This is a genomic window from Pantoea sp. NGS-ED-1003, from assembly GCF_000738765.1.
Lineage (GTDB): Bacteria > Pseudomonadota > Gammaproteobacteria > Enterobacterales > Enterobacteriaceae > Pantoea > Pantoea septica.
On the sequence record NZ_JPQA01000004.1, the window covers coordinates 363,543 to 376,021 of the forward strand.

11 protein-coding genes are annotated in these 12,479 nt (G+C 58.9%); 6 read left to right on the plus strand and 5 right to left on the minus strand.

Features of this window, described 5'->3' with window-relative positions; all coding sequences use genetic code 11:
• Positions 1-50 precede the first annotated feature (50 nt).
• Positions 51-803, plus strand: coding sequence for a 4'-phosphopantetheinyl transferase (locus JS46_RS10300; RefSeq protein WP_235212990.1), 753 nt, complete (start codon positions 51-53; stop codon positions 801-803).
• Here the strand turns inward: JS46_RS10300 and JS46_RS10305 are convergent.
• The 3 genes from JS46_RS10305 to apbE all read right to left on the minus strand — a co-directional run bounded on the left by JS46_RS10305 (position 800) and on the right by apbE (position 4,245).
• Complete coding sequence (locus JS46_RS10305) at positions 800-2,470, minus strand: multidrug ABC transporter permease/ATP-binding protein (RefSeq protein WP_033750397.1); 1,671 nt, start codon at positions 2,468-2,470, stop codon at positions 800-802. The genes JS46_RS10300 and JS46_RS10305 overlap by 4 nt on opposite strands.
• Before the next feature lie 84 nt (positions 2,471-2,554).
• Positions 2,555-3,196, minus strand: coding sequence for a DNA oxidative demethylase AlkB (gene alkB, locus JS46_RS10310; protein ID WP_033750400.1), 642 nt, complete (start codon positions 3,194-3,196; stop codon positions 2,555-2,557).
• A 17-nt stretch (positions 3,197-3,213) separates the two neighbouring features.
• Positions 3,214-4,245, minus strand: a complete 1,032-nt coding sequence (gene apbE, locus JS46_RS10315) for an FAD:protein FMN transferase ApbE (protein WP_033750403.1) — start codon at positions 4,243-4,245, stop codon at positions 3,214-3,216.
• A gap of 376 nt (positions 4,246-4,621) precedes the next feature.
• On the opposite strand from apbE, the gene JS46_RS24450 reads away from it, so the two are divergent.
• Positions 4,622-4,771, plus strand: coding sequence for a hypothetical protein (locus JS46_RS24450; RefSeq protein WP_187143656.1), 150 nt, complete (start codon positions 4,622-4,624; stop codon positions 4,769-4,771).
• On the opposite strand, the gene JS46_RS10320 is transcribed toward JS46_RS24450, so the two are convergent.
• Positions 4,772-5,227 (minus strand): nuclear transport factor 2 family protein, encoded by a 456-nt coding sequence (locus tag JS46_RS10320; RefSeq protein ID WP_033750406.1) that lies wholly within the window; start codon positions 5,225-5,227, stop codon positions 4,772-4,774. It lies immediately after the preceding gene.
• 105 nt (positions 5,228-5,332) lie between these two features.
• Between JS46_RS10320 and JS46_RS10325 the strand changes: the two genes are divergently transcribed.
• Positions 5,333-5,896: a TetR/AcrR family transcriptional regulator gene (locus JS46_RS10325; protein WP_033750409.1), complete on the plus strand. Its 564-nt coding sequence runs from the start codon at positions 5,333-5,335 to the stop codon at positions 5,894-5,896.
• Positions 5,897-5,921: 25 nt separating this feature from the next.
• On the opposite strand, the gene ompC is transcribed toward JS46_RS10325, so the two are convergent.
• Positions 5,922-7,034 carry a porin OmpC gene (gene ompC / locus JS46_RS10330; RefSeq protein ID WP_033750412.1) on the minus strand — a complete coding sequence of 371 codons (1,113 nt, stop codon included), beginning with the start codon at positions 7,032-7,034 and terminating at the stop codon, positions 5,922-5,924.
• Positions 7,035-7,959: 925 nt separating this feature from the next.
• Here ompC and JS46_RS10335 point away from each other — a divergent pair.
• Genes JS46_RS10335 through rcsB form a run of 3 tightly spaced genes read left to right on the plus strand, consistent with a single transcriptional unit; the run spans position 7,960 to position 12,435 of the window.
• Positions 7,960-9,105 carry an MFS transporter gene (locus JS46_RS10335; RefSeq protein WP_033750416.1) on the plus strand — a complete coding sequence of 382 codons (1,146 nt, stop codon included), beginning with the start codon at positions 7,960-7,962 and terminating at the stop codon, positions 9,103-9,105.
• Between the two features lie 23 nt (positions 9,106-9,128).
• Complete coding sequence (rcsD, locus tag JS46_RS10340) at positions 9,129-11,783, plus strand: phosphotransferase RcsD (protein ID WP_033750759.1); 2,655 nt, start codon at positions 9,129-9,131, stop codon at positions 11,781-11,783.
• Position 11,784: 1 nt separating this feature from the next.
• Positions 11,785-12,435 carry a response regulator transcription factor RcsB gene (gene rcsB / locus JS46_RS10345; protein ID WP_033750421.1) on the plus strand — a complete coding sequence of 217 codons (651 nt, stop codon included), beginning with the start codon at positions 11,785-11,787 and terminating at the stop codon, positions 12,433-12,435.
• The last annotated feature ends 44 nt before the right edge of the window (positions 12,436-12,479 follow it).

The following is a 12,479-nucleotide window of genomic DNA, read 5'->3' on the forward strand; positions in this document are numbered from 1 at the left end:
GACCATGGCGGGCTGCTTTAATGCCCTTTTGCGCGCCGCCGTGGAACCTTATGTATCCTCAGATTATTTCTCTGCCGCCTCCCGAAGGCGGCTTTATTCGCTGCGCGCATCTGCGCCATGACGATGTGCTGCTGGCGCAGGCGCGCTTCGACCTGACGTTCTATGACGACAGCTTCAGCGCGCGCTGGAATCTGCCCCTTCCATCTGCTGTGCGGCAGGCGGTAAAAAAGCGCCGCGCCGAGTACCTGGCCAGCCGCTGGCTGGCGCGCGAGGTGACAGGCCGGATTGGCATCCCCGACTTTCTGCTGCAAAACCATAGCGACCGGTCGCCCATCTGGCCGCCCGGCGTGCAGGCGTCGCTGTCGCACACCGACGGCGCGGCGGCGCTGGCCGTGACCCGGCAGCCGCTCTGCATCGGCGTCGATATTGAAAGCGTGATGAGCCCGCGCACCGCAGAGGAAACCGCCGCGCTGCTGATGAGCGACCAGGAAGAGGTACGGCTGCGCGCGCTGCCGCTGCCGTTTTCACAGGCCGCAACCCTGCTGTTTTCGCTGAAAGAGAGTTTGTATAAAGCGCTGTGGCCGCAGCTGCATCAGCCGATGGATTTTCCTCAGGCCAGTCTGCTGGAAGCGGATATCGCCGCAGGCAAAGCGGTGCTCGTGCTGAACCACAGCTTTAGCGCGGCATTTGCTGCCGGTATGCGGCTGGAGGCGGAATTTCTGCTGGAGGCGGATCGGGTGCTGACGCTGCTGACCTGTCCTGCGGCAGGTAATAAAAAACCAGCGGCGTCCCCTTTCCGCTAAGCCTTTTCTTCCTGCTGATAAGTGAGGTCGGTACGCTGCACCGCGTCCAGCGTCGCCATGTCGCGCTCGCGTCCGGTCAGCTCGCTGAGTTTGCCTTCGCGCATCTCCAGCAGACGGTCAGCATGCATAAAATAGTGGTCGTCATGGCTGATGGCGAACACGGTTTTGCCCGACGCCTGCAGCCAGGGCAGCAGTTCGCGATAGAAGACGCGGCGGAAATGGGGATCCTGATCCGCCGCCCACTCGTCCAGCAGCAGCACGTCGCGCTCTTCCGCCGCCGCCAGCAGCAGCGCGACCCGCTTGCTCTGCCCTTTCGACAGCTGCAGGTTGAGTATTTTGTTGCCTTCGATTTTCAGCTTGTCCTGCATCTTCAGGCGCTCAAGCCAGGCCTGCACCAGCTTAGGATTCGCGGGCGCGCCTTCGCGTCCGATCAGCCGATCGAACAGGTGCACGTCGGTAAACACGGCGGAAAAGTGCTTGCGCCAGCGATCCAGCTCTTGCGCGCCGATCGGCTCGCCGTCCAGCAGCAGCGTGCCGCTGTGCGGCTGGTAGAGGCCGGTCAGCAGCATCGCCAGCGTCGACTTGCCGCTGCCGTTGCCGCCAATCAAAAACACCAGCTCACCGCGCCGTAGCGTCAGGTTGATGGGGCCGACCTCAAAACCGTTTTGTCCGTAGTGGAAGCAGACGTCGCGCAGCTCAAGCGTGTGCCACTCCGCCAGCGGCGGCAGCGTATGGAAGCCCTCCTGATGGGGCGCAAGGTCGAAGGCGTTAAGCTTGCGAAACGCCACCTGGGCGCTGAGCAGCGTCGGCAGCGCGCCGACCGCCGACAGCAGCGGCGTGCGCAGGAATAGCAGCGTCAGCGAGAAGGTTGCCGCCACCGCGGTGTTCGCCCACCCCAGGCTGTTGGCCATAAAAAACACCATGCCGATAGCGCCGAGCGTCATGATATTCGACCAGTTCACCGCGCTAAGGTGGTAGGTGTCGGCGCGCACGATATGGTGGCGGTAGGCTTTCGCATCTTCCTGATAAACGGTTTCGTAGATCAGCTGGGCGCGCTCGCGGTTCAGATGCAGCTCTTTACGCCCTTCCGTCACCGTCTGGAAATCGCGATAGAGATCATCTTCTACCTCGCGCAGTTTCGCCATATGGCGATAAACGCGCGACACCAGCAGCCAGCCGCCCACCAGCGTGACCGCCATCCACAGGCTGGAGACCATCAGCATTTTAGGCGAGAGCCAGGCGAGATAAATTGCCGATCCCAGCGTGATGATAATGCCCTGAATCAGCTCCGGCAGGCGGACGAAGGCGATGGTGATGGCGCGAATATCGCTGGTCAGCCCGGCCAGCAGCTGCGCGTTACCGATCTGCTCCAGCCGCTCGACGCGGGTATCCAGAATACGTTTGATAAATTCGCCGCGCAGCCGCCAGACAAACTGGTGCCCCAGCAGCGTCAGCGCCAGCTGGGCGGCGAGCGTCACCGCCATCAGCAGCACTAGCTGCAGCAAAAAGCCAGGCAGAACGGAGAAGGAAGTATTGATGGCCGAGATCATTTCGCTGTTGATATAGGCGATCATGGCGATGCCGAGCACGGCGCTGAGCAGCGTCAGCAGGATCACGCCGATAAAAGGCCAGCGAAACTGGCGGAAAACAACCTTGAGCAACGCCATAACAAAGTCCAGCAGTCAGGAAAGCAGCCAGCAGTTTAAAGCGATGCGTAATGATAGCAATAGTTATTCGCAATCGCGCCGCGCTCAGAAGGCGCGGCGGAAGGTCAGGTTGTAACGGAACGCGCCGGCCAGCGGATGATCGCCGGGCTTAAGCGGCAAAATGCCGTGGTAGCGCAGACGCGAGGGTCCGCCCCATACCACCACGTCGCCATGCTCCAGCAGCACGCGCTGGGTGGCGTCGCCGCGCGCGAAGCCGCCGAACTGAAACACCGCCGGCAGCCCCAGCGACACCGACACGATCGGCTGACGCAGATCGCGCTCATCTTTATCCTGATGCAGCGTCAGCTTTGCGCCAGGCTCGTAGCGGTTGATCAGGCAGGCGTCGGGAGCGAACTGCGGAAATCCCGCCTCGCGCGCGCAGTCGAGCGCGAGCTGGCGGAACAGCGGCGGCATCGGCGGCCACTTGCGGCCATTTTCCGCGTCCTGCTCGGTGTACTGATAGCCGCGCGAGTCGCTTGACCAGCCGAAGTCGCCGCAGTTGGTCATCGCCACCGACATGCGGTGGCCGCCCGGCGTGATGCGATGGTGGAACGGATTCTGCTGCGCCACCGCCAGCAGCGCCTCTATCAGCGCCGGCGCGTCGTCGCGCGCGCGGCGTCGCAAAATGGTCGCGCCGTCCGCCAGCGGCTCCTGCCACGGCGCTTCTTCACTAAACAGATCAAGCATTATTCCCCCTTGCGCTGTTATTCGCCGTCGATCAAAAAAGCTTTGAACTGCGGCGACATCCAGCTGACGAATTTATCGCCCTCTTTACTGATAAGGTAGACCGCCAGCTGCTGCTGCAGCGCCAGCGCCTTCGCCTTCTCACTGCCCAGCACCATCAGGCCAGTATCCCAGCCGTCAGCTTCCAGCGCCGTGGTGGCGATCACCGTGGCGGAAACCAGCTTGTGCTCAATGGGGCGTCCGGTCGCCGGATCGATGACGTGTGAAATACGTTTGCCATCCAGTTCATAATAGTTGCGATAGCTGCCGGATGTGCTGATGCCGTGCCCCTGCAAGTCAACCCGCGCCTGCACGGCGTTTTCGCTGTCGGTGGGTTTCTGGATCGCCACGCGCCAGCGCTGGCCCTGCGCGTTCTCTCCACGGCTCAATACCGCGCCGCCGACCGAAACCAGATAGTTGTTGATCCCTTCGCGCTCCATCAGGCGCGCCAGGTGGTCGGTAGCGTAGCCTTCGCCCATAGTAGAGAGATCGACATAGAGTCCCGGCAGATCTTTCTGCAGCCACTGCCCCTCCACCGTTTCGAGAACGCGCAGGTGCTGTAGCCCGGTTTGCGCCTTCGCGGCGGCGATCTCCGCCTCCGTCGGGCTATGCGCAGGCTGTTTCGCCGGGCCGAAGCCCCAGAGATTCACCAGCGGCCCCACGGTGATATCCATCGCGCCGCCGGTTTTCGCGCCGATACGCAATGCCTCGGTGACGATATCCGCCATATCGGCGCTGACCGGCTGCGGCGCGTCGCCCTGATAGCGGTTAAAGCGCGACAGCACGGAATCGGTTTTCCAGGTCGACAGAGTATGGTCATCCGTATCAAGCTGCTGCTGGATCGCCTGCTGCAGTTGCGCTTTGCGCGCGACGTCGACGCCCGCCAGCGACACGCGCCATACCGTGCCCATGGTTTTGCCTTCCAGCACCATCGCCTGCGACGGCGTTTTGCTGTCGCAGGCGCTCAGGGCGCAAACTGCCGCTGTCATTAGCAGAATATTCCAGTATCGCATTCTTACCTCATCTGTAACGCTATATTCCAGCCTGAAACAAAGCATAAGCCGTTAGTAAAGTAGTCAAAAGCGGCTTGTAAACCCGCACTGCCTGACCCACTCTCTGGCAGGGAACCGGCTGATAACAGGAGGCCCCAATGATCTATCTGATTCTCGCGTTCGCAGGCGGACTATTTATTTTCAGTATTGTTAAGCTGCTGCAACAGCGGCGTCAAAAGCGCCTTGACTGGGGCGCGGCGCGCCAGCGTTGAGCAGGTGTGCACCAAAATGCTGCGGCAGTGTAGCAAAGCGGGCGGGAAATCCGTGGCTGTGAGAGCGATCGAGCTGGCATGAATAGTGCACTGTTTAGACCGGGTTTAATTCCGGGAGGTGCAGCATGCGTAAATCGTCATCAACGCTCGGTCAGTGGCAGCAGTGGCTGAGTTTTTCCGCGTTCACCCTGGCGGGAGTAGGATTTGAGGGCAGCGCCCCGCCGCAGCCAAAAACGCCGCCTGCGGCCAGCCGCAGGCGGACGCTGCAGTCGTAGTTACATCCCCAGTTCGCTCAGACCCGGATGCTCGTCCGGGCGTCTGCCGAGCGGCCAGTGAAAACGTCGTTCGCTGGCCGCTATCGGCAGGTCGTTGATGCAGGCGAAACGTTCAGTCATCAGGCCGTCAGCGCCGAAGCGCCAGTTCTCATTGCCGTAGCTGCGAAACCAGTTGCCGCTGTCGTCATGCCATTCATAGGCAAAGCGCACCGCCAGCCGGTCATCGTGCCACGCCCATAGCTCTTTGATCAGCCGGTAATCCAGCTCTCGGATCCATTTGCGGCTGAGAAACGCCACCACCGCGTCACGCCCCTGCACGCTTTCGCTGCGGTTGCGCCAGCGCGTCTCCAGGCTATAAACCTGCGACACCCGCTGCGGATCGCGGCTGTTCCAGGCATCTTCCGCCATACGTACTTTTTCGATTGCGCTCTGTTCATTAAAGGGAGGAAGCAGCATTGTCGTCTCCTGCGGCTAAAGTCAGTAGGTAGACAGGTTTGTCTACTTGCTTTACTCTGCTGCATGTAGACAATTCTGTCTACTAAAAAAATGGGAGGACTGATTATGCTCGCTCCGCTTGTTTTCGATCCCGCCGCCGCCGCCCGCGACCGCATCCTGACTGCGGCGCAGCGGCTCTTCTACCAGCAGGGCATTCGCGCCACCGGCGTCGATCGCGTGATCGCAGAGGCGGGCGTGACCAAGGTGACCTTCTACCGCCACTTCCCGGCGAAAAACCAGCTGATCGCAGCGGCGCTGGAGCAGCGGCATCAGCGCTGGATGCAGGGATTCCAGCAGGCGCTGGCGCAGACGCCCTCTCTGCAGGACGCCCTGCCCGCCGCGCTAAAAAGCTGGTTTAGCGAAGCGGATTTCCGCGGCTGCGCCTTTATCAACGCCAGCGCGGAGCTGGGCGAGAGCCTGCCTGAAATCAGCGCGCTGATCCGGCAACATAAGCAAGAGATGGCAGACGCCATCGCCCGCAGGCTGGCGCAAAGTGAACGCGGCAAAATCGGACAGATTATGTTGCTGGCGGAAGGCGCCATTGTGCGGACGCAGCGGGGAGAAGAGCCGGAAGCGGTAACCGAGGATTTAGCCGCCGCGCTGGCGGCGATTCTGCAAACGGGAGCGTAGCCCGCAGGCTACGCTCCTGGCCGGTTTAGAACTGATAAACCAGACCCAGCGCCACGGTATCGTCGGTGTTGATGCCGGCCGCGTCGGTGAAGTCATTGTCGTCCATCAGGTTGATCTGGTAATCAACGTAGGTGGACATGTTTTTGTTGAAGTAGTAGGTCGCGCCCACATCAACATATTTTTTCAGATTCTGTTTGCCCCAGTTCTGAATGTCGGTGCCACGTGAGGTCACGAACGCCAGGGAGGGACGCAGGCCGAAGTCGAACTGATACTGCGCCACCAGCTCCCAGTTATCCGCTTTATCAGCGAAACCATGGATGTCGTCGTCAGTAGAGCCGAAGCGGCTAGCGTTATAGGAACGGCTGTACATCGCCGCCAGGTAGATATTGTTGGCGTCATACTTCAGACCGCCAGTGTAGACTTCCGCTTTGTCGCCGCGACCCAGAATGGCCGGATCGCCGCCGTTCTGATTGTTGGTACGGTCAGACGAGAACATCGCCGCGCCGATACCCAGGCCAGAGCCGAGATCGTAGGTAGTGCTCAGGCCCCAGCCGTCGCCGTTCTCGCCCAGCACGTCGCGGCCGGTGGTTTCACGGCTCGGATTGTCGTTTTTACCCTGATACTGAACGGCGAAGTTCCAGCCGTCTACCAGGCCAAAGAAGTTAGAGTTGCGGTAGGTCGCCATGCCGTTGCCGCGCTGGAACATAAAGTTATCCGCGCCGTAGGTGTCGCCACCGAACTCCGGCAGGACGTCGGTCCATGCGCCGATGTCGTATGCTACGCCGTAGTTGCGACCGTAGTCGAACGAGCCCGCATCGCCGAACTTGATACCGGCGAAGCCAACGCGCGTGTAGCTGTTAGCGGTGCCTTCGTCTTCCGACGTGTTCAGCGCCGCCTGATATTCCCACTGGCCGTAACCGGTCAGCTGGTCGGAAATCTGGGTTTCGCCTTTGAAGCCGAAGCGCAGGTAAGACTGATCGCCGTCATTACCGTCGTTGTCTGAGAAATAGTGCAGACCGTCGACTTTACCGAACAGGTCTAATTTGTTGCCGTCTTTGTTGTAGATTTCCGCTGCGCTTGCAGAACCCGCTGCGACCAGCAGCGCAGGGATCATCAGGGAGAGAACGCGACGTTTCATTTTATTGCCCTCTGTTATATGCCTTATTTTTGCCACTGCGAGCTGAACGCTTAAAAATTCAGCCGGCACGCCATTGTTATTTTATAAAGAGCAATAAGCCATCACGAAAATGCTACGAAATTTCCAAAACTGTTTCATAATGCGAAACAGTTATTTCCATATGTAAATTTTGCGGAACTAATAACCAGCACGTATCGATAAAAATTATCGCACAAAATATCAAACCGTTTTTTATACTTTTACTTTCATGCTGTTACATACGGTGTTATATGAGCACTGAATGATAAAACATATACGTCATCTGAGAATACAATAGATCCCGCTATCATCATTTATTTCATTATTACCTTCATTCACCCCGAATGAGATGTTTACCCTAATTTCCCGCCGGACCTGTATGTCCGGCATTTTTTTGCCCAGAATTTGTCCCTTCTACTCTACCCGAAAGTAAACTTAATTAACGACGCTAAAATAACGTTGCCGACGACCGGCATTTATTGCTAATAATCGCACGTCTGGCTAATTAACCTTCTGAATATTTCCCATGTTAATTTATCACCGTAATAAAGCTCCTCTTTTCACAGGCTACCCGTCTTATTTAGACGCACTGCCGCGCGCCGGAAAATATCGCCACAAAGCGTTCAGAATATCATCGCCTTACCGATAGCGCCGAGTCAGTGGCTGGTGACGTCATCTCTGGCCAGACGGGTTAAAAACGTAACCTGCGAGGGTGAAAAGTGACGCTCAGGTCATCAGTTTTTTCGGAAAGGTGCCAGGAAAGTTCTGGAAAAGTTCAGAGGCGGGGTAAAAGTCGTTAAAATGCCAACTTTCACGCCGCTTTATCGCTACTCTGCCCTTCCCGGCAGCGCATGCGGCTGCGGCTTTGATGCTACACTTCGTCGCTTTAATACTCACGAATATCACTATGACCGCAATGGACGCCGCCCCAGCCAGGAAACTTCACAGCCGAGTCAGTCTGGGAACACGCCTCGTTTTTCTTATCGCCGGTCTCGGCATGTCCTCCTGGGCGCCGCTGGTGCCCTTCGCCAGCGAGCGGCTGGCGCTGAACGGCGCGTCGCTGGGCGCGCTGCTGCTCTGTCTCGGCATCGGTTCGCTGGCGGCGATGCCGGTGACAGGCGCGCTGGTAGGCCGTTTCGGCTGCCGCCGGGTCATGTTCGGTTCGACGCTGGTGATTCTGGCGATGCTGCCGCTGCTGGCGACGCTGGAGGTCATGTGGATAATGGCCGCGGCGCTGATAGTTTTCGGCGCCGGGCTGGGCATGCTGGACGTGGCGATGAACGTGCAGGCGGTCGAGGTGGAAAAAGCTGCCGGCAAGCCGATGATGTCCGGCTTCCATGGCTTCTTTAGCCTCGGCGGCATTCTGGGCGCGGGCGCGATCAGCCTGCTGCTGGGCGCCGGTCTGTCGTCGGTGGCGCTGGTGCTGCTTCTGATGGCGCTGCTGCTGGCGGCCAGCCTGCCGACGCTGATGCGCGAGCGCCTGCATCAGCCCGATCAGCCGTGGCTGGTGGTGCCGCGCGGCTTCGTCGCCTTTCTCGGCCTGCTCTGCTTTATTCTGTTTCTCGCCGAAGGCGCCGTGCTTGACTGGGGCGCGCTGCTGCTGCTGCAGCGTCCCGCCATGTCCACCGCGCACGCCGGGCTCGGCTATGCGGTCTTCTCGGTGGCAATGACCATCGGCCGCCTGACCGGCGACCGCATTATTCACCGCTTCGGCCGTTTTCCCGTGATGCTGACGGGCGCGCTGACCGCATCGGCCGGCCTGGCGCTGGCGGTTTTTCTGCCCTGGCCGCAGATGGCGCTGCTCGCTTTCCTGCTGGTGGGCTTCGGTTTATCCAATACGGTGCCGATGTTATTCAATGCTGTCGGGAATCAACAGGATATGCCCTCGAATCTGGGGATTTCCGCCATGACAACGCTGGGATATGCGGGTATTCTCTCAGGTCCGGCCTTAATCGGATTTATTTCTCAATGGCTGAGCCTCAGCGGTGCCTTTCTGCTCATCGCGCTGCTGCTGCTGGCTGTGGCCGCCAGTGCCCGACTGGTTGCGCGATGATTTCAGGTGCCTGACACGCTATGTTGCCCTTTAAGTTTCCACTGACATCCGGCAATGTCACCCGCTTTTTTGTGATTTTCAATCTGGTGCTGCTGCTGGCGCTGGGCTTTATGGTCCACAACTCGGTCAACGCCTGGCTGACCGAGAAACGCTATGCCATGGCCGATCTGGCGCGCGCGACGCAAAAGCGCATCGACGCCTATCGCTTCGCCACCTGGCAAATTTACGAGAATCTCGCCACCAGCGCGGCGGGAAGCTCGCCGAACAGCAGCCTGCAGGAGACGCGGCTGCGTCCGGACGTCTACTATCTGGAAAAAACCCGCCGCAAAACCGAAGCGCTGATCTTCGGCTCGCACGATAGCAGCACGCTCGATATGACCATGCGCATGTCGAGCTACCTCGATACGCTGTGGGGCGCGGAAAACCCGTCCTGGTCAATGTATTTCCTTAACGGTCAGGACAACAGCCTGATCATGATCTCTACCCTGCCGTTGAAGGATATGGCGACGCGCTATAAAGAGAGCGCCATCAGTTCGCTGGTGGATGGCCGTCGCGCCGAGATGCTGCAGCAGGCCAACGCGCTGGACGAGCGCGAAAGCTTCTCGCCGCTGCGCCACTTCTCGTTTCAGAACGACCACTACTTTACCCTGCGCACCACCTTTAACCAGCCGGGCCATCTGGCAACGGTGGTCGCCTTCGACCTGCCGATCAACGATCTGACGCCGCAGAACATGCCGATCGAAAACTTCCAGCTGCGCCAGGACACCGCGCTGCCCGCCGCAAGCGGTCAGGAAGAGAGCGAGAGCACGCAGATCGCCCTCGTTAATCCCGATCTGGAGATTGCCGCTACCCTGCCGAGCACGCCGCTGCAGCTGGTCTATCGCGTGCCGCTCACCAGCCTGATGATGGATACGCTGCATAATCTGCTGTGGCCGCTGCTGGTGAACCTGCTGCTGTTTCTGCTCTCTTTCGCCGGCATGACGCTGCTGCGCCAGCAGTCGCTGCGCCCGAGCGAAAACCAGAGCGCGGAGCTCGATTCGCTGCGCGTGCTCAATGAAGAGATCGTCGCCAGCCTGCCGGTCGGTCTGCTGGTGTATGACTTCGCCAGCAACCGCACCATCCTCAGCAATAAGATTGCAGAACATCTTTTGCCGCATCTGAATCTGCAAAAAATCATTAATATGTCCGACCAGCATCAGGGCGTGCTGCAGGCGACCATCAACAACGAAGTGTATGAGATCCGCCACGCGCGCAGCGTGCTGTCGCCGCATACCCAGCTGTTTTTGATGCGCGATCAGGATCGCGAGCTGCTGGTGAATAAAAAGCTGCAGAAGGCGCAGCAGGTGCTGGATCGCAACCATCAGATGCGCCAGCAGCTGCTGCAAAATCTGGGTCACGCCCTTAACCGTCCGCTGGAAAACGTGGTGGCGCAGCTGGTGCAGCTGAGCCAGCGTGACGAAGATGAAACCGTGCTCGATCTGCTGGACGAGAGTCAGGGTCTGGCGCGGCTGGTGGACGACATCGTTTTGCTTAACCGCCTGGAGGCGCATGACTGGTCGCCAGACGCCAGCGTTTTCAGCCTGCAGGAGTTGCTCGACGAGGTCGCGCTGGAAAGCCTGCCGCTGATGCGCCGCAAGGGCCTGTCGCTGGTGGTGAATAACCTGCAGCCCAATGATGAACAGCGCTTCGGCGACCGCCGCGCGCTGCGTAAAGTGCTCGCCACGCTAATGCACTATGCGCTGACCACCACGCGCTGGGGCAAGATCTCGCTGACGGTGAGCGCCGACGAAACGCATCCGGAACGTCTGCTGATTCAGCTGGTGGATACCGGCGCAGGACTGACCGTCGACGAGCTGGCGAACGCCGACTTCCCGTTCCTCGGCGAAACCAGTCAGGATCGCTACGGTCAGGCGTCCGGCATGGCCTTTTTCCTCTGCAAGCAGCTGTGCAAACAGATGGGCGGCAGTCTGGAAATTACCGCCAAACCGGATATCGGCACGCGCTACAGCATTCAGCTTCCGCTGGCGGTAGAGCCGCGGCCGGAAGAGGAAGAGGAGAAGCTGCTGGACGGCGTGACCGCGCTTATCGAGATCGAGGTGGAGGATGTCTACAAAATCGTCTGCCGCCATCTGGAGAACTGGGGCGCGCGCTGCCTGTCGCCCGAAGAGCGGCTGTCAGGCCAGGAACATGACGTGCTGGTGACCGACGATCCCAACAAGCTGAGCGGCTGGGCGCTGCTGCTGGCGGAGGATGAGCTGGGTCACCACGCGCTAAACGATCGGCAATACCGGGTCAACTTCAATCTCAGCAATGCGCTGCAGGATGCGCTGCTGGCCTTGATTGAACAACAGCTGGCCCATGATTCCATGGATGAGAGTACAGAAGACGAGGAATTAACCCCGCTGCTCAGCGGCGGCTACTTCCAGCTGTTTACCGAGACAGTACCGCCTGATGTAAAGAGACTGTATACTGAGTCGGCGGAAAAGGACTACGCCATGCTTGCTCAGACAGCGCATCGCCTGAAAGGCGTGTTTGCCATGCTTAACCTGACGCCAGGCAAACAGCTTTGTGAAGAGTTAGAACTGCACATCAAAGCATGTGACGATTCAAACATTACAAATACCACCAGTGACATTGACGCTTACGTCAATGAACTGCTGCAGCAAGGTAACCAATAAGATGAATAACTTAAATGTAATTATTGCCGATGACCATCCAATTGTTCTTTTCGGTATCCGAAAATCTCTGGAACAAATTGAATGGGTCAACGTTGTAGGTGAGTTCGAAGACTCAACAGCACTGATTAACAGCCTGTCAAAGCTTGACGCCAACGTTCTGATCACCGATCTCTCCATGCCTGGCGAGAAATATGGCGATGGCATCACGCTGATCAAATATATTAAACGTCACTATCCGGACCTGTCGATTATTGTTCTGACCATGAACAACAACCCGGCCATCCTGAGCGCCGTGCTGGATCTGGATATCGAAGGCATCGTGCTGAAACAGGGCGCGCCGACCGATCTGCCGAAAGCGCTGGCTGCGCTGCAAAAAGGCAAGAAGTACACGCCGGAAAGCGTCGCGAAACTGCTGGAGAAGATCAGCGCCGGCGGCTATGGCGACAAGCGTCTGTCGCCGAAAGAGAGCGAAGTGCTGCGCCTGTTCGCTGAAGGCTTCCTGGTGACGGAGATCGCCAAGAAACTGAACCGCAGCATCAAAACCATCAGCAGCCAGAAAAAATCGGCGATGATGAAGCTGGGCGTCGATAACGATATCGCCCTGCTGAACTACCTCTCCTCCGTCAGCGCAACTCAGATCGACAAAGACTAACGCGTTGTTCAGACGGCGCTCAGGCGCCGTCTGGTTTTGCTTTG